15 protein-coding genes are annotated in these 21,716 nt (G+C 62.5%); 2 read left to right on the forward strand and 13 right to left on the reverse strand.

The window, feature by feature from the left end:
• Positions 1–3: 3 nt before the first annotated feature.
• The 4 genes from pstC to KUV86_RS16180 all read right to left on the reverse strand — a co-directional run bounded on the left by pstC (position 4) and on the right by KUV86_RS16180 (position 4,593).
• A complete protein-coding gene (gene pstC / locus KUV86_RS16165) occupies positions 4–1,260 on the reverse strand; it encodes a phosphate ABC transporter permease subunit PstC (RefSeq protein ID WP_206937123.1) in 1,257 nt (418 codons plus the stop codon).
• Positions 1,261–1,367: 107 nt separating this feature from the next.
• Positions 1,368–2,381 (reverse strand): PstS family phosphate ABC transporter substrate-binding protein, encoded by a 1,014-nt coding sequence (locus KUV86_RS16170; protein WP_206937121.1) that lies wholly within the window; start codon positions 2,379–2,381, stop codon positions 1,368–1,370.
• A 257-nt stretch (positions 2,382–2,638) separates the two neighbouring features.
• Positions 2,639–3,397 carry a sulfite exporter TauE/SafE family protein gene (locus tag KUV86_RS16175; protein ID WP_315899959.1) on the reverse strand — a complete coding sequence of 253 codons (759 nt, stop codon included), beginning with the start codon at positions 3,395–3,397 and terminating at the stop codon, positions 2,639–2,641.
• A complete protein-coding gene (locus KUV86_RS16180) occupies positions 3,394–4,593 on the reverse strand; it encodes a Bcr/CflA family multidrug efflux MFS transporter (RefSeq protein ID WP_206937119.1) in 1,200 nt (399 codons plus the stop codon). The genes KUV86_RS16175 and KUV86_RS16180 overlap by 4 nt, the downstream gene beginning before the upstream one ends.
• Before the next feature lie 242 nt (positions 4,594–4,835).
• On the opposite strand from KUV86_RS16180, the gene tal reads away from it, so the two are divergent.
• Positions 4,836–5,774 carry a transaldolase gene (gene tal, locus KUV86_RS16185; RefSeq protein ID WP_206937116.1) on the forward strand — a complete coding sequence of 313 codons (939 nt, stop codon included), beginning with the start codon at positions 4,836–4,838 and terminating at the stop codon, positions 5,772–5,774.
• 264 nt (positions 5,775–6,038) lie between these two features.
• Here the strand turns inward: tal and KUV86_RS16190 are convergent, their stop codons facing one another.
• The 9 genes from KUV86_RS16190 to KUV86_RS16230 all read right to left on the reverse strand — a co-directional run bounded on the left by KUV86_RS16190 (position 6,039) and on the right by KUV86_RS16230 (position 19,321).
• The gene (locus KUV86_RS16190; RefSeq protein WP_206937113.1) at positions 6,039–6,548 is read right to left on the reverse strand and encodes an STAS domain-containing protein; all 510 of its coding nucleotides are present in this window, start codon (positions 6,546–6,548) and stop codon (positions 6,039–6,041) included.
• Positions 6,535–7,728, reverse strand: a complete 1,194-nt coding sequence (locus tag KUV86_RS16195) for a PP2C family protein-serine/threonine phosphatase (protein WP_222162976.1) — start codon at positions 7,726–7,728, stop codon at positions 6,535–6,537. The genes KUV86_RS16190 and KUV86_RS16195 overlap by 14 nt, the downstream gene beginning before the upstream one ends.
• 12 nt (positions 7,729–7,740) lie before the next feature.
• The gene (locus KUV86_RS16200; RefSeq protein ID WP_206937108.1) at positions 7,741–8,511 is read right to left on the reverse strand and encodes a VacJ family lipoprotein; all 771 of its coding nucleotides are present in this window, start codon (positions 8,509–8,511) and stop codon (positions 7,741–7,743) included.
• A 324-nt stretch (positions 8,512–8,835) separates the two neighbouring features.
• Positions 8,836–9,963: a beta-ketoacyl-ACP synthase III gene (locus KUV86_RS16205; RefSeq protein ID WP_222485579.1), complete on the reverse strand. Its 1,128-nt coding sequence runs from the start codon at positions 9,961–9,963 to the stop codon at positions 8,836–8,838.
• A 156-nt stretch (positions 9,964–10,119) separates the two neighbouring features.
• A complete protein-coding gene (gene hrpA, locus KUV86_RS16210) occupies positions 10,120–14,142 on the reverse strand; it encodes an ATP-dependent RNA helicase HrpA (RefSeq protein ID WP_315900998.1) in 4,023 nt (1,340 codons plus the stop codon).
• 162 nt (positions 14,143–14,304) lie between these two features.
• Positions 14,305–15,981 carry an AMP-binding protein gene (locus tag KUV86_RS16215; RefSeq protein WP_222238110.1) on the reverse strand — a complete coding sequence of 559 codons (1,677 nt, stop codon included), beginning with the start codon at positions 15,979–15,981 and terminating at the stop codon, positions 14,305–14,307.
• Positions 15,982–16,139: 158 nt separating this feature from the next.
• A complete protein-coding gene (locus KUV86_RS16220) occupies positions 16,140–16,943 on the reverse strand; it encodes a class II glutamine amidotransferase (protein WP_222162973.1) in 804 nt (267 codons plus the stop codon).
• Positions 16,936–18,789, reverse strand: coding sequence for a VWA domain-containing protein (locus KUV86_RS16225; RefSeq protein WP_222485581.1), 1,854 nt, complete (start codon positions 18,787–18,789; stop codon positions 16,936–16,938). The genes KUV86_RS16220 and KUV86_RS16225 overlap by 8 nt, the downstream gene beginning before the upstream one ends.
• Before the next feature lie 94 nt (positions 18,790–18,883).
• Entirely contained in the window at positions 18,884–19,321 is a 438-nt protein-coding gene (locus KUV86_RS16230) for a hypothetical protein (protein ID WP_206936964.1), read from the reverse strand.
• Between the two features lie 216 nt (positions 19,322–19,537).
• Here KUV86_RS16230 and KUV86_RS16235 point away from each other — a divergent pair, with 216 nt between their 5' ends.
• Positions 19,538–21,673, forward strand: a complete 2,136-nt coding sequence (locus KUV86_RS16235; RefSeq protein ID WP_222485583.1) for a S9 family peptidase — start codon at positions 19,538–19,540, stop codon at positions 21,671–21,673.
• Positions 21,674–21,716 lie beyond the last annotated feature (43 nt).

Consider the following 21,716-nt stretch of genomic DNA (forward strand, 5'->3'; position numbering starts at 1 on the left):
GGCTTACAGGTTGTTGACGCGATACTTTTCGCGGAAGCGACGAATCATGATCACCGACACCAGGTTAAGGCTCAGCGTCACGACGAACAGCACCAGGCCAAGGGCAAAGGCAGACAGCGTCTCGGCACTGGCGAATTCCTGGTCACCGGTCAGCGCGGCCACGATGCGCACGGTCACGGTCGTCATGTCCTCGAGGGGGTTGGCCGTCAGGTTCGGGCGCATGCCGGCTGCCATGACCACGATCATGGTTTCGCCCAGGGCGCGGGACACCGCCAGCAACGACGCCGAGATGATCCCGGGGAGTGCTGCCGGGACGACGATATCGCGGATCATTTCGCCCTTGGTCAGGCCAAGTGCCAGCGATCCTTCGCGCATGCTGTTGGGGACCGAGTTGATGACGTCATCCGACAGCGAGGAAATGAACGGAATGATCATGATGCCCATGACGATCCCCGGGGCCAGGGCGTTGTTGAACGACGCCTCTACACCGAAGAAGCCAGCGATCCCGACGATGATCGGCGCCACCGTAATGGCAGCGAAGAAGCCGTACACCACCGTGGGGATACCGGCCAGGACTTCCAGCACCGGCTTGGCGAAGGTACGCACCTTGGGCGGCGCATATTCGGCCATGTAGATGGCAGCCAGCAGGCCGATGGGAATCGCCACCAGCATGGCGATGAAGGTAATCATGAAGGTGCCGGCAAACAGCGGCACGGAACCAAACTGCGCGGCGCTGGCGCCTTCTTCTGCACGACCTGCCGCCGCCAGGAAGCTGGCGCCCGGATTCCAGGTCGTACCGGTAATGAAGTCCCAGAAGCTCTGCATCTGGAAGAAACGGATCGCCTCGAAGACGATCGACAAGAGGATCCCCAGGGTCGTGAAAATGGAGATCAGTGCGGCGCCGGCCAGAAAGAAGCGGATCACCCGCTCGATCGCCTGACGCGCGTGAAAGTCGGGACGCACCATGGCGACACCGATCACCAGACCGGCGCAGGCAACGACCAGACTACCTGCCAGCAACAGCAGCGGCGGAATCTCGGCGCCCACGAGCAGCATGACAAAGCTACCGACAGCGCCTACCGCCAGAGCCGGACCCGCCGTGGACATGACGGTGAACCAGCCGTACTGATCCGGCTGGGCGTACATGGAGGTGCCTGAGGCTCGGACCCTGGCCGCCTTGCCGCGGGCCAGGAAGTAGGCGATCAGACCGAGCAGAAGCAGCGAGCCGCTGAACATCGCCAGGAGTTGATTGGTCTGCATGGGTGTCTCTCGGAGTTATGTGCCAAAACGAGCGCATACTCGCTGGAACGTGTACCGGCCGACACCCTGTCGAGGATGCCGGCCGGCGTGATCGGGACCCGGGTCCCTTACTTCAGGTCGGCCAGCTCGAGGCTAGTCTGGCTCTCGACGACGCTGCGAGCCTCTGCACGATCCGCCTCAGGGGCCGGAATCAAGCCAATACCCTTGAGGTAGCCGATGTCACCGACCATCTGCTCGCTCATGAAGGTGTTGGCGTATTCGTACATGGCCGGCACGTCATCGGCGTGCTGGTTCTTGATGTAGAAGAACAGCGAGCGCGACACCGGGTACTCACCGCTGCCGATGGCATCGGGGGTCGGTGCGACACCGTCGATGTTGGAGCCGATCAGGGTGTCGGCGTTCTCTTCCAGGAAGGAGTAGCCGAAGATGCCGAAGGCCGCTGTGTTCTCGGCCAGGCGCTGAACGATCAGGTTGTCGTTCTCGCCGGCGTCGATGAAGGCGCCATCAGCACGGATGTCGGTGTAGCCCTCACCACCGTAAGCGTCCATTTCCTCGGAGACCGCTTCCATTACCAGCTCAGCGAAGGCATCGCGAGTACCGGAGGTGGTGGGCGGACCGTAGACGGCGATCTCGCGATCCGGCAGGGACGGGTCGATCTCGCTCCACTTGGTATAGGGGTTGTCGACCAGCTCACCGTCGACCGGCACCTTGGCGGCCAGGGCCAGGAACATCTGCTCACGAGTCACGTCCATGGCGTCATTCTGGGCGGACTGGGCGAAGGCGATGCCGTCATAGCCGATGAAGGCTTCGGTGATGTCGGTCACACCGTTGGCTTCACAGGTCTCGAACTCGGAGGTCTTCATGCGACGCGAGGCGTTGGTGATATCCGGGGTATCGTCACCCACGCCGGAGCAGAACAGCTTCAGACCACCACCGGAACCGGTGGATTCGATGACCGGCGTCGGGAAGTCGGTAGTCGCGCCGAACTCTTCCGCCACGTAGCTGGCGAACGGATAGACAGTGCTGGAGCCCACGATGCGGACCTGGTCACGTGCCTGAGCGACACCCACCACGCCCATGACGGCAGCAGCGATAGCGGTGGTCTTGAGGATGCGATTCATGGAGAAGTCTCCTGATGATGAGATGGTCAACCTTCGCGATGCACACAATGCCGCAGAAAAATGACAGCTTCATGACAGCTCACCTCGAAACGCAATATGCCCTACCACGCAATACCTGACAGGCGTGTCCCAACGGCTGACATTTCCCTTCGACTCCCGAGACACCGGTCGCCACACTTCCCCGCCCTCCCCCACAAAAACGCCGCCCGCTGCCTTGCGGCAGCGGGCGGCGTTGTCGCCGGCGCGAACAGAGGGGGTCAGCTCAGCAGCAGTCCAATCGCCGCCGCAGCGCATAGGGTCAAGGATGCCCCTTGCAACAGCCGTCTCGGCAGTCGTGGCGCCAGCGCGGCCCCCAGCCCATGGCCCACCAACACCATCGGCAGAAAGCTCAGGCTGACCGCCAGCAACCACAGCGGCACCTTGCCCACGGCGGCAAGGCTTGCCAGCGTCATCAGCGACGATATCAGGAAGAAGGCCGCCAAGTTGCCCCTCAACCGATCCATCGGCATGCCATGCATCAAAAGGACGATGGGAGGACCTCCGATCGCCGCGACGGCGCCAAAGATTCCCGAGAGAAATCCCGCACCGAACAGCGAGCTGCGGTTGACCGGCAGGCGTAGCTTGAACAGGGTGACCAGCACGGCGAACAGCACGATGGCGGCGATCATGACTTCAAGGGTTGCCATGGGAGCGATCAACAGCAACCACACCCCCAGCAAGGTGCCCGGCACCTTGCCGACCAGCGCCATGGAGATGTCGCCCATCGCCACTTCGCGACGATAGCGCCTGACCACCAGGCACGACACCAGAAAGCCGTAGACCACCAGCACCACCGGCACCATGGCGGGAGCCTTCAGCAGTATCAGTGGCGCCCCGACCACCGCCATGCCAAACCCGGTGGTGCGCTGTACGAAACACCCGAGTGCCAGCACCCCGCCGACCCACAGCCAGGTACCAAAGGTCAGTTCACTGAGCGCCCACCACTGCAGCAGGCAGCTCCATGCTGCATCGATCACGACACCACCTCATCGAGCTTGGGGGGCCGTCCCGCCAGCACACGCAGCCCCACATTCCCGATCAAGGCGACCGTGACCATGGCGATGACCATCGGCCAGGCCGAGTCGATTTCAAAGGCCGTGACCAAGGCACCGGACAGTGCGGCGCTGCTGAACTGGATGCTGCCCAGCAGCGCCGTGGCCGTGGCACTCATATGACTGAAACGCTCCAGCAGCGAGGAGATGGCGTTGGGGGAAATAAGGCCGACCACCCCAAGAAAGGTCATCACCAGCGGCACGACCGTGTAGATCGAATCCAGCCCGGTGGCGACCAAGGCCATCAAGCCGCAGGCCGCGACCAGCTGAATCGCCAGGCCCAGCCGTAGATTCTGCTGTGGGGTGCGCCTGCGCAGCAGCCGGATATTGACGCGATTCGACAGCGCCATGATCACGACATTCGCTCCAAACACAAAGGGGTAGGCTGCCGGCGACAGCCCATAGTGTTCCATGTACAGGAAGGGCGACGACGTCACAAAGGCGAAGATTCCCGCAAAGGATGCCGCGACAGCAAGGATGTAGCCCATGGCCCGACGATCGATCAGCACACTGAGATAGTTGCGCAGCACCTGCCGTGGCGATGCCACCGGCGCGTCCACTGGGCGAGTCTCTGGCAGAAAGGCACCCAACAGCCACATCAGGAAGGCGGCATAGACGGCCAGGAAGACAAAGATCAGCCACCAGTCCGCCACATACAACAGCAGACTGCCGACCATGGGCGCTACCAGAGGCGCCAGCATCAGAATCATGGCCATGGTCGACATCACCTTGGCGGCTTCGCGGCCACTGAAGCAATCCCGCACGATCGCCGCGGAATTGACCACACACGCCCCTCCCCCCAGCGCCTGGACGAACCGCCACACCAGCAGTTCGGTCAGCGAATCGACGCTGACAATCACCAGACTGGCAATAAGAAACAGGATCTGCCCTGCCAGCAAGACCGGCTTTCGCCCGATCCGATCCGACAGGGGCCCACAGGTCAGCTGACCTACGGCAAAGCCCACCATGAAAACGCTGAGTGACAGCTCGGTATGGTGAACGCTGGCCCCGACCGTCTCTGCAAGCGCCGGCATGGCGGGCAGATACGCATCGATCGCAAAGGGGGCAAGTGCAGTATTGGCGGCGACCAGCAGCGCCACTCGTCGAGCATTCAAAGACACGGACACTCCATGACAATAGAAAGACGTCTAGACGACGAGGCGTTTCGCCGTCGCCAGACGATGATAGATGACAGGACAACCCATATGCCGCAGCGACGACCGGTGGGTCGCACCAGGGCCAGGCCATGTGCCGACGGCCTCACTCCCTCGCGCTCGGCAGCGCTCGCGGCTGTTGTCAATCTCCTCCGCTTGATACAGTAACCCCAGCCCACCGACACCTTCTGACATTGGAGAAGAGCTGCATGGCAGATAATCTGCTCGATCAACTGAAAGCGATGACCACCGTGGTCGCTGACACCGGGGACCTGGACGCCATCCGTCGCTTCCAGCCCACCGACGCCACCACCAACCCTTCGCTCATCCTGCAGGCCGCCGGCCACGACGACCGACGCGCACGTCTGGCCGCGATTGCCAAGGAAGCCAACGACATTGACGACGCCCTGGATGCGGTGGCGGTCGAAATCGGCAGTGAAATCAGTGAGCTGGTACCCGGTTATGTGTCTACCGAGGTCAGCGCACGGCTGTCGTTCGACACCGATGCGACCCTGGCGCGCGCTCACTCTCTGATCGAACGCTATGGCCGCCACGGTGTCGGCGCCGAGCGCATCTTGATCAAGGTAGCATCGACCTGGGAAGGCATTCGTGCCGCCAAGGTACTCGAGCGCGAAGGCATTCGAACCAACCTGACCCTGCTGTTCAGCTTCGCTCAGGCTCAAGCCTGCGCCGACGCCGGTGTCACCCTGATATCCCCCTTCGTCGGCCGCATTCTGGACTGGCACAAGGCGCAGCAGCCCGACGCCGACTTCTCCGGCGACAACGATCCTGGCGTTCAGTCGGTGAAGCGCATCTATGACCACTACAAGGGGCACGGCTACTCCACCATCGTGATGGGTGCCAGCTTCCGCAATACCGATGAGGTCAAGGCGCTGGCAGGCTGTGACCGCCTCACGATCTCGCCCAACCTGCTGGAAGAACTGCAGAGTGCATCAGGCGACCTGCCTCGTCGACTGACCGCCAGTGACGCCGAGACCCGCCCGCCGGAACCTCAGTCCGAGGCCGACTTCCGCTGGGCAATGAACGAGGACGCCATGGCCACCGAAAAACTGGCAGAGGGCATTCGCAAGTTCATGGCCGATCAGCGCAAGCTGGAAACCCTGCTTGCTGACCTGCGCAGCAGCTGATCCGGCAGTATGTGGCCAACGCTCCGGAGGTCGTTCAAGGACATGAGCGATAGTCCGGGGCGTTGGCCCACGGCAGGTCGAGCTACGCCCTCGCGAGGTCAACGCTGAAACGCTTGTGGTTCTGGCTCTGGTTCTGGTACCAAACCGGGCTGCGTGACGCCCTGGGCACGCCAATTGGCAACACACCACCCCAGACTCACGTTTAGACACTGGGGCTGTGACACCAGCCCTGCGAATAACAGGCGACCCTTTGACGCGCCGACATCAGGCCTTGTGCGCGCTCTCGCTCTGCGCTTCGAGCATTTCCACCAGGGGCTGAAATTGCTCCTGATTGTGTTCGTTCATGCGCATCAGAATACGATGGGCCTCGAGAATGCGCTGACGTAACCCTTCTTCATCAGCCGCTACCTCGGGCAATTCCTGCAATTCGTCGACTTCGGCAATGGGCCGTTCGACCAGGGTAAAGAAGCTGCCGAACCCCATCACCTCCAACATGCGCTTGACGTCAGGGTTGTCGGCCACGATGGTCGGAGACTGTTCGAGCTTGCCCCGCAGGGCCATGGCGACCTTGGCGAGAAAGCCCAGCGCCGTGGAGTCCACATTGCTCGCATCCCGCAGATCAATCATGACAGCCGTCAGCCCCGGCGTCTGTGCCAGTTGCTGGGCTTGATGGTCCAGTGTTGCGCACAGCGTGAGGCGGACATCGCCACACAGCTTGAGCACGAACACACCAGAATCAAATGCTGCCTTCAGGCGGCCTTCATGCACTTTCATCGCCAAACCCGCTCACCAACATGATCGTCAAGTCGTCAGGCAGCTCTTCGCGACCCGAGGTGGGGTCGGCGAGCGCTTCTTCATCACTGGACAAGGTGCCCAAGGCCAAGCCTCGTCGCAGCGTATCCAATGAATCGCTGCTGGCGACCCGCTGCTGCAATTCGTCCAATCTCGCCTCCAGGCTAGCCCCCGGCAAACACTCCAGCACGCCGTCAGAACACAACCATAGAGAAAAATCGCTCGGCAGGTCACAGCCAAGCGTCGGGTAGCACACGTCAGGAAACAGCCCGACTGGCATGCCTTCTCCTTCCAGCGTCACCACACCTTCGCTCGTTTTCAGCAATGGCATCGGCAGCTGGGCCCCCAATGAATAGTGTAGATAACGCTTCTGCTGGTCGATAACGCCGACAAACAGGGTGGCATGCTTGCCGATCCCGGTATCCAGCAGTTCCCGATTCAGTTGCGCCAGCCACCTCGGCGGCAAGGCCTCTGGGGCCTCTCCGTTCCACTCGCCTTGCCATCGGTTGAACAGGTACTTGAGCAACACCGTGACAAAGGCGGAAGAAGCACCGTGACCCGACACGTCGGCAAAGTAGAATAACGTATACCGCTCATTGTACGCCTGGATATCCAGAAAGTCGCCGGACAGATAAAGCGATGGTGCCAACCAGTAGTCACACCCCACCCTGCCGAGCTGCTGTGGACGCACGGGCAGCATTCGCCGCTGAATCTGCCCCCCCGCCTGCTGATCCAGCCGCAGCATGGCCAGGTGCGTCTCCAGGCTTTCATTGAGCTCTTCCAGACGCAGCCGGTCCTGCTCGCGCTCTCGGGCCAGGCGATTGACATCGACCACCCGACGTATCATGCGCCGCAGCAAGTGAGCGTGACGCAGGGGCTCGATCACGTAATCGATCAGTCCGGCATCCACCGCCTTCAGCAGATCGTCGTCGCGACGATCTTCGCTCACCACCAGAGTCGGCCAGCGCTCGGCCAGGGTCATCCACTCGCGACTCGGCACCGCCAGCGAGTGGGCCACCACCAGTGCCGTCGTCTCAGGCAGCTCTGCTGCACTCGCCGCGGCGAACACCGCCAGGCCATCTCGTGCAATGGCATCCACCAGGGCGTCGCGATGACGGCCCGGATGGTCGATGACACCGATCAGGGGCTTGGCAGCTAGCATGGTCACGCGGCCTTACTCGGCGAACGCATCTTCGTCGTAGTCAAAATCATCGTTGATGAAGTTGTCCTCACCCAGCTGGCCATCATTGACCTCGAACATGCGGCGCTGCAGCCAGGCATCTCGAATGAAGCTGTACCGGTCGCCACGAATCAGGTCTTCCTGGTCAAGCAGCTGCGCCCTGGCGTCCAGTAGCTCGAGCCCGCGCAGCGAATAGCGCACGGTGTCGTCTTCCACATAGGTCAGCGGATACGAATACCAGTCCACCGGCAGCGCTGCCGTGTCACGCACCGTGCTTGGTCCAAGGAACGGCAGCACCACGTAAGGCCCCTCGCCGACACCCCAGGCCGCCAGTGTCTGGCCGAAGTCTTCGGTATCGGCCGTAAAGCCGGCATGGCTGGCGGGGTCGAGCAGGCCACCGAGGCCAAAGGTGGTGTTCATCAAGAACCGCATGCTGGAATTGCCGGCATTGGCGGGCTTGCCTTGCAGCAGGCTGTTGAGCACCGTGCGCACTTCACCGAGGTTGTCGAAGAAGTTGCTCACCCCCCGCTCCAGCGGGTCCGGGGTGATATAGCGATAGCCCTGAGCAGCCGGCTTCAGCGCATACCGATCCAGAACATCATTGAAGGCAAACACGCGGCGGTTGAAGCCTTCCCAGGGATCCGCCGGGTTAGGCTCACTATTCACACCGCTGCTGGCGCATCCACTGACCGCCAGTGCGGCTGCCAGTACCACAACGCCCTTCGGCGCACTTTTACTCAGGACACCGCATTCATTAGCGTTCATTTTCGACTGCCTCCATTGCCTGTCCATGTCACCATCATCACTTTGAGGGCGCCAGCGCTCGACATCACCGCCTGACCTGGCGAACCCTCCTACAGCATGTGGCATCGCCAGACAGGCTTGCCATTCACCCGTAGCATGCCGTGTCGTCGAGGCACACTACCGATTATTGTTTCCCTGCGTCTTCTACTGTCGCGCTACGGGCCCTGTGACCAGCCACCTGGACCGCTACCGGCGTCCGCCATCGGATCCAGGGGTTGGCGACCGCCATCGGGGCTAGGTGGTCGCCGCGGCACTCCACCGTTGCCGTCCTGGCAAGGGCTTGTCTCAGCGTCGTCGAATCACGACGCAGCCCGCACTGTAGCCCGCGCCGAAGGAACACACCACCCCGAAGGCACCCGGTTCGAGATCCTGATGATGCAAATGGAAAGCGATGACCGAACCAGCAGAGCTTGTATTAGCGTAACGATCAAGGATGATCGGCGCTTGATCCAACTCAGGCTCGTGGCCAAGGACACGCCGTGCGATGAGATCATTCATATGGCGGTTGGCCTGATGCAGCCATAGCCGTGACACCGACGAGGGCGTGATCTGCAGGCTGGACAGGTGATCTCGAATCAGTTCGGCGACCATCGGGCAGACGTCCTTGAACACTCGACGCCCCTCCTGCACGAACAGCTTGTCCACCGCCAGCGGATCGCTGTCGGTCACCCGATTGAGGAAACCCGCATTGTTGCGAATCGCATTGGAGAACCGCGTCAGCAGCCGGGTACCGACCACCTCGAAGGAGGACGCAGCGGTTGCCACGTCCTCACTCTCCAGGACCAGCGCGGTGCAGGCATCGCCAAAGATGAAGTGGCTGTCGCGATCGCGGAAGTTGAGATGGGCGGAGCACACCTCGGGGTTGACGACCAGTGCGCGCCGTACGCCCCCGCCGCGGATGGCATTGACGGCATTGTCGATGGCGAAGGTCGCTGACGAACAGGCAACGTTCATGTCGAACGCGTACCCTCCTGCACCTAGCGCCTGCTGCAGCTCCACCGCCACCGCGGGGTAAGCGCGCTCAAGGTTCGAACAGGCCACAATCACCAGATCGATATCCGCCGCTGCGACACCCGCGCTATCCAGCGCCTGACGGGACGCCGCAAGGGCCATCTCGCACTGGATACCCGGGGCGTCATTGGCACGCTCGTCCAGCTGGGGACGCATCCGTTCGGGATTCAGGATGCCCTCGGCATCGAGCACATAGCGGCTTTGGATACCGGACGCCTTGACGATGAACTCGCTGCTTGAATGGGCAAGCGGCTCCCGCTCTCCGGCGTCGATAGCGGCTTGCTGGCGCGCATTCTCGGCATCCACCCAGGCGTTGTACGACGCCACCAGCGCATCGTTATCGATGGCATTTGGCGGCGTATAGAGTCCGCTGCCGGTAATCAGCACCTTCGCTGGGGTCATGCCTTTCTCCTTCATCGGGCAGCTTGCATGCCACCTTGCTGTCGCGGCCTATCAACGACCGCTTAGATTCACGTCACGCTCCCTCGTTGCGGCCAACGCCTGCACGAAGCAACGTCATTGGCTCACTACTCGAGCTGGCGCTCATGTCGGACCGAATCAGGCCCGACCTGTCAGCTCTGCCCAGCGCTTCGCCAGGCGTTTTTCTGAGACTGGCATGGCGGTACCGAGTTGCTGGGCAAACAGCGACACCCTCAGTTCCTCGATCCACCAGCGGAATTCCACCAACGCAGGATCTTCGACATCGCCGCGCTTGTCCGCCTGACGCCTGGCGTCCAGTTTCGCTTCGAAGTCCTGCACCACCTGCATCAGCATCTGATCCCGAGAACGCTCCCTTGGGGCCTTCTCCAGACGTACCAGAGCCGCCTCCATATAGCGCGGATACGCCTCCAGCCATGGTCCTGCCGCCGTGACGAACCCAGGATGCACCAGGCGCTGCATCTGTGCCTTGAGATCACTGTATACCAGTGCCAGCGAGAGGCTGAGATTGCCCTTCAACGCCTTGGTCACTGCCAGATGGCCCTTGAGCGCTCGCTCCAGCACCGCCACCATGCTCTCGGCACGGGGTAGCATGTCCTGCTCGACAGCGGCGATGCGCTGTTCCAGCGCGGCCGCACTGCGAGGCAGTGGATCTACCGCCACCACCTGGGCAAACACCGCCGTCACCACATCTTCCGTCAGTGCGCGCTTGCTGCCTACCTTGGCGAACAGTAGAGCACAAGTTGAAAGCCCTTGAGTCCGCTCGATGGCCCTGACCAGCGATGGGCACAGGTCCATGGCGGCCTTGACCACGCCGAGGCGATGGGCTGCTCGCGCCTTGTCAGGATGGTCGAACAGCTCAAGCCTCAGGCCCTCTGCCCCAGGCACCAGCGCCGGAAAGGCCTCAACCCGAATACCCGCCTGCTGGGTCACCCGTGACTCACTGAGTGCATCGCGGGGAAAGGTCGTGAGTTCGACCTGTTCTTCTACACTCTTGGCCAATGCCCTGGCGCCCTCGCTGGCAGCTTGCTCAAAACGGCGCTCCAGCGCGCGCAGGTCTCTGCCCTGCCCCAGTTCCTTGCCAGCGTGGTCCACCACCTTGAGATTCATGACCAGATGATCCTCAAGCTGGTCCCAGCGCCAATCATCCGGGGTCAGGCGCACCCCTGTCTTGACCCGCAAGAACTCCGCAAGCGCCTCGGTCAGACTCCCCTGACCGGGTACCAGCGCCTCCAGGGCAGCGTCGACCCAATCCGGAATCGGCACGACCTGACGGCGAATCGACTTGGGCAGCGACTTCAGCAACGCAATGCACTTGTCGCGCAACAGGCCTGGCACGAGCCATTCCAGTCGCGCCGGATCCAGTTGGGACAGCATCGCCGCAGGCACGGTCATGGTCACGCCGTCGTCCTTGGCACCAGGAGCAAAATGGTAGCTCAAGGGATAGCGCACGCCCTCGATGACCAGCTCATCCGGATAGGCCTCGCCGGTCACATCCAAGGCGTCCCTGGCCAGCAACGCCTGTCGGTCGAACTTCAACAGCTGCGGGTCATCACGCTCCGCCTTGCGTCGCCAGGCCTCGAACCCCTTGCCGTTGACGATATCCTCGGGCAGACGCGCGTCGTAGAAGTCAAACAGCTGCTCTTCGTCGACCAGAATGTCTCGCCGCCGGGCGCGATCTTCCAGATCCTCGACCTCGTCGATCAAGGCACGGTTATGCGCAAAGAAACTGCCCTTGGTGCGAAACTCACCTTCGACCAGCGCGCGGCGAATGAACAGCTCGCGACTCTCGGCCGGGGCGATGGGGCCGTAGTGCACCTTGCGACGACTGACGATGGGCAGGCCAAACAGTGTGACCTGCTCAAAGGCGACCACCTGAGCACGTTTCATTTCCCAGTGAGGCTCGCTGTAGCTGCGCTTGACCAGATGACCTGCCAGCGGCTCTATCCACTGGGGATCCACCTTGGCCACGGTTCTGGCAAACAGCCTGGAGGTTTCCACCAATTCCACCGCCATGACCCATTTCGGGGTCTTCTTGGAAAGCCCCGATGCGGGATGGATCATGAACTTGCGATTACGCGCGCCCAGGTATTCCCGGTTTTCGTTCAGCGTCCCCAGGTGACTGAGCAGTCCCGTCAACAGCGCCTTGTGCATGGCAACGGTCTGCGCGCGTTGAGCTTCATGCTCGCGCTGGTCTGCCTCATCGGACTCGGCCGGTAGCTGCTGTCGCGGCGGTGGCACCTGAATATCCATGTCACGCAGAAGTTGGCGCAGCTGACGGAAGGTGTCATGCCATTCCCGCAGGCGCAGGTAATTCAAGTAATGATCGCGACACCACCGGCGCAGGCGATTCCCGGACAGCTCGTCCCGAGCGGCCTCGAACCCTTGCCAGAGGTTGAGCAGAGCCACAAAGTCCGACTCCGGATCCTGCCAGCGCCGATGTGCCTGGTCCGCCGCTTCACGCTTGTCCGCGGGCCGGTCACGCGGGTCCTGCACCGCCAGCGCGGAGACCACCACCAGCACCTCCCGCAGGCTGCCATGCTCGTCGCCTGCCAGCACCATCCGTGCAAGGCGGGGGTCGATGGGGAGTCGCGCCAGGCGCCGACCGATCGGCGTCAGCCGCCCCTTGTCATCGACCGCGCCCAGTTCGAACAGCAACTTGAAGCCATCGGTGACAAAACGTGAATCGGGCGGATCGACGAACGGAAACGCCTGGATGTCACCCAGCTTGAGCGACAGCATCGACAGGATGACCGACGCCAGATTGGTACGGCGAATCTCAGGGTCCGTGAATTCCGGGCGCGCCAGAAAATCTTCTTCGTCATACAGCCGAATACAGACGCCTTCCGCGACGCGCCCGCAACGCCCCATTCGCTGATTGGCACTGGCCTGGCTGACGGCCTCTACCGGCAGGCGCTGAATCTTGGCGCGGTAGCTGTAGCGGCTGATTCGCACAAGGCCCGGATCAACGACGTAGCGAATGCCTGGCACCGTCAGCGACGTCTCTGCCACGTTGGTGGCCAGCACGATGCGGCGTCCACCGTGGGGCGCAAATACGCGATTCTGTTCAGCATTGGAAAGGCGGGCGTAAAGCGGCAAGACCTCGGTGCTCTTGAGGTCGGCACGCCTGAGCACATCGGCGGTTTCGCGGATCTCACGCTCTCCCGGCAGAAACACCAGAATATCTCGCGGTCCATGAAACCAGCGCTTTTCCCGCTCGATGGCTTCAATCTCCTCCACCGCGTGGAGTATGCCTTCGCTGAGAGACCGGTCTTCTTCGTCCTCGGCGTCCCTGATCAAGGGGCGATAGCGGACTTCCACCGGGTAGGTACGCCCCGATACTTCCACCACAGGGGCAGGCTGGACAGAGCCGTCGGCGTGACGAGTCGCAAAATGCTGGCTGAAACGCTCCACGTCGATGGTGGCCGACGTGATGATAACCTTGAGGTCCTTGCGGCGAGACAGCAGTCGCTTCAGATACCCCAGCAGAAAGTCGATGTTGAGACTACGTTCGTGAGCCTCGTCGATGATCAGCGTGTCGTAGCGCAGCAGGTCAGGATCCTGCCGGGTTTCCGCCAGCAGAATCCCGTCTGTCATCAATTTGACCAGGGTGTCATCGTTGGTCTGATCGGTGAAGCGGACCTGATACCCTACCTGCTCGCCGACGGGCACCTGGAGCTCTTCCGCCAGGCGCGTGGCGACGGAGCGCGCCGCCAGACGCCTTGGCTGCGTGTGTCCAATCAAACCTCGACGACCGAGGCCCAGCTCAAGACACAGCTTGGGCAGCTGGGTCGTCTTGCCAGAGCCGGTCTCGCCCGCCACTACCACTACCTGATGCGAGGCCAGCGCCTCCAGAATGTCCTGCCGACGCTCGGCGACGGGAAGTGCTTCGGGATACTCCAGCGTCACTGGACGCTCGCGGCGCTGCTGCAGGGTGCGGTTGGAGCGCTGCCATTGGGCTTCCAGCTCCCCTAGGCCGCGGTCAATGGGTTTGTCGTCGCGCAGGCGACGCGCCAGGCCAGACAGTCGCTTGGTCAACACGGGCCGGTCGCGCAGCATCACCTCATCGAGGCCTGAGTTCAGGCGTTCGAGTCGCGCGGCGGCAGTGGTATCTTGCGGGGAAGTGGACGTCGAACTACACACGATAGGGTCGCAGGCTCCAGGTGGGCGTGAGCGTCGCTCCGGTCAGGACGACGGCGCCCTTCGCGAGACAACGCCATCCCTTGGAGGAGGCGTCGCCGCAAAGGGCGCGCAAAACACACTATTGTAACGCTCAAGCGGCCGCTGCCAACCCCGCAGCGAGGGTCACGCGGCTTCGCCACCCCTTCCTTCATCGCGCAGCTGGCGCCTCAACACCTTGCCGACGTTGGTCTTGGGCAGCTCATCACGGAACTCCACCAGCTTGGGCACCTTGTAGGCGGTCAGCTCCTTCTTGCACCAGCTACGCAGCTCCTCGGTGGTCAGCGAGCTGTCCTTGGCCACCACGAACAGCTTGATCACCTCGCCGTTGGTCTCGTCGGGCACCCCGACGGCGCAGGACTCTACCACCTTGGGGTGCGCCGCCACCACGTCTTCGATCTCGTTGGGGTACACGTTAAAGCCTGACACCAGGATCATGTCTTTCTTGCGGTCGACGATACGCACGTAGCCATCATCTTGAATCACCGCGATATCGCCGGTGTGAAAGAAGCCGTCGGCATCGATCACCTTGGCGGTCTCGTCGTCACGTTGCCAGTACCCCTTCATCACCTGAGGCCCTCGCACGCACAGCTCTCCCGGTTCACCCGGCTGTGGCTCACCCCCATCGGGGTTGCACAGCTTGAGCTCGGTACCCGCGACAGGACGGCCAATCGTCCCCAGCTGAATCGCCTCGACCGGATTGAAGCTGACAATCGGCGATGTCTCGGTCAAGCCGTAGCCTTCGGCCACCGGGCAGCCGGTCACCTCTTCCCAGCGCTTGGCCACCGCCTTGGTCAGCGCCATGCCACCGGAAATGGTGAGGCGCAGGTCGGAAAAGTCCAGCGCCTTGAAGTCGTCGCGGTTGCACAGCGCGTTGAACAAGGTATTGAGCCCCACGAACCCGGTGAAGCGGGTGTTCTTGAGCTCCTTGACGAAGTTATCCAGGTCACGCGGATTGGTGATCAGCAGGGAATGGTTCCCCCCTTCCAGCATGAACAGGCAGTTCACCGTGAAGGTGTAGATGTGATAGACGGGCAACGGCGCCACGACCACCTCACAACCTTCCCCAAGCCCTGTCCCGATGATCTGCTTGGCCTGCAGCATATTGGCCACAAGATTGCGATGGGTGAGCATGGTCCCCTTCGCCAGTCCCGTCGTGCCGCCGGTGTATTGCAGGGCGGCAATATCATCGAGCTTGCCGTCCGCCTCCGCGTGCTCGAGCGCTGCGCCGCGCTTGAGCACCTGCCGCAGGCCGATCGCCTTGGGCAACGAATAACGAGGCACCATCTTTTTGACGTACTTGACCACGAAATTGATCAGAGGTCGCTTGGGAAAGTCGTGCAGATCACCAATCTCGGTGATCACAACATGCTCGATATCGGTCTTGTCGAGCACCTTTTCCAGCTTGTCGGCCATGTTCGCCAGGATCAGGATGGCCTTGGCGCCGGAATCCTTGAACTGGTGCGCCATCTCCCGCTCGGTGTAGAGCGGGTTGGTATTGACCACCACCATGCCAGCGCGAATGGCACCAAATACGGCAACCGGAAACTGCAGCAGGTTGGGCAGCTGAATGGCGACGCGATCACCGGGCTGCAGCTGGGTCTCGTTCTGCAACCAGGCGGCAAAGTCACCGGACAATCGATCCAGCTCCGCATAGGTCAATGACTTGCCCATGCATGAGAATGCCACCTTGTCGGCATACCGCTTGACGGAGCGATGGAAGATGTCCATCACCGAGTGGTAATCATCAAGCCCTTCCAGAGCCTCCCCCCGGACGATAGATGCAGCGGCGTTCTCACTCATGGGCGTTCTCCACTGGAGGACATGGCCTCCTGCTTATTATCGAACTTCAGCGCCTGATTCAGCGCTTGCTTGACTATGGCTACCATAGCCCAGGATCGCAACAAACTGTAATACAACCGATTCAAACTTTCGTTTAAAACCAGGCAGATTAACGACGTTTATCCTTGCTCTGCGGAGTCCTGCTCGCTGAGAAAGCGCGCCACGATTTCGCCGTCACGCCACACCAGCAGCTCGCCCGGCAGCATGCGTGTCCACTTTTCATTGTCGGTCAGCGGCTCGGTGGCCAGCACCGACACCACGTCATTCGGGGTCGTATGTTCAATGAAGTTCACCACCATATCCGCATCGGAGAGATTCGCCTCGCCGAACGGGGCGCGCCGGGTAATGTGCGCCAGCTTGGTTGAGCAGAAGGTATACAGATACTCCCCATCTGCCAGCAGCAGGTTGAACACACCAAGGCCACGCAGTTTCTCGCAAAGCTGATGAAGCGTCTGCCACAGCCCACGGCGATCCTCGGGTGGGTCCGGGTAGTGTCGACGCAGCTCACCCAATAAATGACAGAAGGCATGTTCGCTGTCGGTGGAGCCCACCGGTCGATAGCTGGCGAGCTCCAGTTGCTGCCAGTCCGTCAACTGCCCGTTATGGGCATAGCACCAAGGCTGCCCCCACATTTCGCGCACAAAGGGATGGGTATTGGCGAGCTTTACCTGCCCCACGTTGGCCTGACGAATATGGCTGATCACAATATGCGACTTGATCGGGTATTCGCAGATCAATCGGGCAATACGTGAATGCACGGAGGGGTGGGGATCGCGAAATTCGCGATAACCGCCTTCTTCATAGAATGCGATGCCCCAACCATCACGATGTGGCCCGGTACCACCGCCGCGATGGAGAAACCCGGTAAAGCTGAAACAGATGTCGGTGGGCACATTGGCGCTCATGCCCAGAAGCTCACACATGCGGCTCTTCTCTTGTTGATTCACGTTCGGGCTGACGCTGCCTGCGGCGTCGCCATAGATACAGTACAACGCAGACCACCAACACCACGACCAGCGACGCCAGCACGCGCGGATCGCTGCGGGCCTGTTCCATCGCCGGGGCCAGTCCAGGACGCCCATCGCGCCACCACTGGACCAGTCGCTCCGGCCCTTCATTGACCAACGCCACGAAGCGATCTGCCAGGGGGGCCTGCTGGGCAGGCGCGGCGGTGTCGTCACTGGCCGACGCGAAACGTTCTCCGCTCAAGGTGGGTCCCGCCAGAGCACGATCGATACCGACCTCACCGTCGGCATTGATCCACACCGTCGGCAGCTCCCAACGGGTCTCATCACCGTCGAGTTCTGCCACTGCCACGATACGCATTGGCCGGCGCACGTCATCCTCAAGCTCGGGCAGCTGCAGCGTCCAGCGACGATCACCGGCGGGCTTTACCTCCAACGGCTGCCCGGTGAGCTCGGCCTCAAAGCGAGTGTTCCCATGCTCCAGGCGAGGATGCTCGGCGACCAGCGACACGCTGCGCTGCTGCCGATCCAGAGCGACCCCGATGGCGGGCAACACGTTGACGGCCTGAACCCGCTGGCGATGAAAGTCATCTGCCTCGGCGGTGATCACCAAGCGGGCGGCTCCGACACCTGCCGGCGCGGCCAGGTCTGCGCGAAATACGCCTTGCTGATTGACCAGGGAGACGACATGGGAGCCTTCCACGGCCTCGCCGGTCAGTTCCGCCGTGACCTGCAGCCCCTCCGGCACCATCACGTCATCGCCCTGCTCCACCCTAACGCTGAGCGGCACCGAGAAGCCCGAATACAGCGTCGCGGGGAGTGCCCCGGTCACCAGCTGCCGGTCACTGTTCACCGTCACCCGAGAATCGTCCGCCACAGGGCCCTCGATGCGCCACTCCCCCTGCTCGGGCCGAGGCACCTGAATCAGATCGAAACGGGGCTCCCGCTGCCAGCGGACCCCCGCTGGGGCAGTATCGCGGGTATAGCGACGTCCATCCGGCGCCACCAGCGTCACCTCGCCCTGTCCGGGCTCGTGAAACACCAAGGCGGAGAAGTCGTCGACGCTGGCATCCACGGTGAAGCGCTGATCCTGCAGCGGTACCTGGTCCACCGGGAAAATACGCTCGACGATGTCGAGGAAGGCCCCCAGCAGCGCGTTCGGCGTCTCTGCCACCGCTGCCAGGCCGCCGGTTCGCTGCGCCAGCCGTTCCACCAATGCCACATCCGCCCCGTCGGAAAAGGCGATGGCGTGGATCGCCACTCCCTGATCCGCCAGCGCGGGCACCACGCTGTCGACAAGGCGGGCACGCGAGGCAAGATCGATCTCTGGCTTGCTGCCATTGCCCGGCGCCAGATCAATCACCCCATCCGTCAGCAGCACCAGATGACGCCAGCCTTCTGCTTCGGCGGCCGCGGCGGTGCTCAGCGCCGCTTCAATGTCGGTGTACTGCTGGTACTGCTCCAGCGCAGGCGGCAAGGCCAGCGCGCGCTCGCGCCACTGGGCGTCCACGCGAGCCGGGGGCAATGGATTATCGACGCTCTGGCCAAACGTCCAGATCCCGGCATTGACGCCCCCTGGCAGCAGGGCCACCAACATGTCCAGCGCGCTGCCGGCGAGTTTGTTCGGATCATTGGTCTTCATGCTGCCGGAGACGTCCACGATGACGCGCACATCGGGAGGCTGCTCCGTCCAGGCGTCATCACCCACGTCCTGCGCCATGACCGAAGACGCCAGCGTGAACGCCATGGCGCCGGCCACCAAGCCGGCGACCAGCACGGACATCGAGGGGTTCGGCTTCTTCATGGCAGCTCCTGGAGTCGGCAGCATGGCGTGGTAGCGTGTTGCGATGAGAGGCGAGTCTCGCTAGACGGCGATGGCGCCCATCGCCGCCGACCGCTCACCTCAATACAGGCTCCTGACGTTCGTGCTGTTCTTGACCGCCCTCTTGCTGCTGCTGGCGAGAGGCGGCCTCTGCTGCCTTGCGCACGCGACGGCGACGTCCGGCCCACCACAGCGCCAGGCCAAACACCGCACCGATGGCAGCACCGATGATCACTCGTGTGGCCGCCGGCAGCATCACGCCCTGACGCCCATCCATGAACGCAACTGCGGCCACCATGATGGCAGGAGCCTGACCGTTGTAGACCTGCCCTTCTTCCACCAGGGGCAGGTCAAATGCCGACGGCATCCACATCACACCCGCCACGGCCCAGGTCACTACCAGCCTTGGCATGCGCGGTAAAAATGCCAGTCCGAGGTAGCCAGTCAGCAGTACGACCAGCGACAATGCTGCGTAGATCAACCACAGCGTGGACATGGAATCCGAAATCAACATTACTTGCTCCCATCAACTGTTAAGGAAAGACTGCATAGATGACACCGCGATGCCAGCGTGGCCGGTAGCCTGGCACCAGAGGCCGATCGCCAGACCGCTGGGACAGCCACGCAGGTGGGTCGGTTCCCTGCCCCGTCATCCGTTCACATCATTGCCGTTTTTCCCGACATCAACGCACATGACGACACTCGTTCCGAGTATGGTACATCTCGCACCATGAAAGCACAGCCGCCAAATGCAACAGCCGCCCCACAGGCTGCCCCCGCCACTACCTATCTTCGTCAAGATGACGCGGCCTGGCATTGGCTTGAGGAGAGAGACGAGCCCGCGGTACGCGGATTTCTGGATGCCGCCAATACACAGACGGACCAGTGGTTCAGGCCCCTGGATCCGCTGGTAGAGCGCCTCTATGCGGGTCACCTGGCCCGGCGCGAACTTGCCGTGACCGGGCTACCCAGCCGCCTGGATCACTACACGCTGTGGAGCGAGACCGCCGCTGATGCCGACTACCCGGTGTGGTGGCGCCACCCCAACGACGCGCCCGATCAGCGCGAGACGTTCTTTGATCTGGAAGCACGCGCTCGGGAGCAGTCCTTCCTGGAGCTGGGTGACATGGCTCTGTCGCCGAATGAAGAGTGGCTGGCTTGGACCGAAGACACCCAGGGTGACGAGACGTATCGCCTGTTCATCAAGCGCCTGCCGAACGGGCAGGCCATCCCCTTGCTGGACGATATCGGTCCGGAGCTGTGCTGGGCGGAAGACCACTGCACTCTGCTGTTCACTCGCTACGATGCCACCCAGCGACCCGACAGTGCCTGGCGGCTGCGCCTTGCGCTGAATACCGCTGACGCGACAGCGTCGGTGGAGCAGGAGCAGCTCGTGCTGCGCGAGGACGACCCCGAGTTCTGGATCGGACTTGGCAAGACGCGTTCCCGCGCCTGGCTGACCATAGAAGCGGCCTCCAAGGACACCAGCGAGACCCATGTGGTCCCCGCTCACACGCCCCATGTTGCGCCCCGCTGCTACCAGGTGCGGGAAACCGGGGTCGAATATGCCATCGATCATCGACCCGGCTACTTCTATATCCTGCATAACCAAGGCGCCAAGCATTTTCAGCTGGAAGTAGAAGAAGAGCATCGCCCCGGGTCGCGCCAGGTGGTGATCGGTCACCGCGAGAACAGCACGCTGGAAGGCATCGACGCCTACGCCTGGGGACTGGTCGTGGCCGAACGTGACCACCGAGAGGCCCAAGTCAGGCTGCGCCGCCTTGAGTTCGATGGCGACCACCGGTTGACGCTGGACGCAGCGCTGCCCTGCTCGCCAGGTCCCCTCAGCCTCAACCTGGGGGATAGCCCGCATTTCGATGACCGCGTGCTGCGTCTGCGCGAAGAGTCCTTTTGCAGCCCGTCCAGCTGGTGGTCACTGGACCTGGACAGTGGCCAGCGACAGCTGCTCAAGCGTCAGCCGCTGCACGGTGACCTGATGCCCGAAGACCTGAGCTGTCGAAGGCTATGGGCGGTCTCCCATGATGGGGAGCAGGTGCCGGTATCCGTGGTCTGTCGCAAGGACTTGGCAGATCAGGCGCTACCCACTCTGCTTTACGGCTATGGGGCCTACGGTGAAGCGCTGGATCCCTGGTTCTCGGTGGCTCGCCTTGAGTTGCTGGCCCGCGGTGTCGCCTTTGCGGTGGCCCATGTGCGTGGCGGCGGCGAGCGGGGGGAGCCCTGGTACCTGGCCGGAAAGCTGGAGCACAAACCCAACAGCTTCGAGGATTTCCTGGCCGCTCGGGATGCCCTGGTCGACGCCGGCCAATCGGCCCCGGACCGGATCGTCGCCTACGGCGCCAGCGCCGGTGGCCTGCTGGTCGGGGCCAGCCTCAACCAATCGCCCCAGGCCTTCTGCGCAGCGGTACTCGACGTGCCTTTCGTGGATGTTCTACGCACCATGGAAAACCCCGACCTACCGCTGACCACCGCCGAATATACCGAGTGGGGCAACCCCAATCATGCCGCCGATGCCCGCCGTATCGGCAGTTACTCGCCCCTCGACAACCTGCAGGAAGACACCTGGCCACCGGTGTTCCTGCAAGGCAGCTGGCACGATAGCCGGGTGCCCTACTGGGAGCCCGCCAAGCTGTACGCACGGCTTAGCCTGGCGAACATCGCCAGCTCCGCCCTGTCGAACCGGGTGACACTACTGAAGACGGATATGGACTCCGGACATGGCGGCGCATCCGGCCGCTTCAAGGCTTGGCGCGATGGGGCGCAGCAGGATGCGTTCATCCTCTGGGCGTTGGGGCTGGCCGACGAAGGCGACTCACCCGCGCCCACGACAGACACCCCTGCGCGCTGATCTGCGCGCTGATATGGTAGTAGGACGGAATACCCACTGGCCG

Source organism: Halomonas sp. DP8Y7-3 (genome assembly GCF_019801675.1).
Classification (GTDB): Bacteria; Pseudomonadota; Gammaproteobacteria; order Pseudomonadales; family Halomonadaceae; genus Halomonas; species Halomonas litopenaei_A.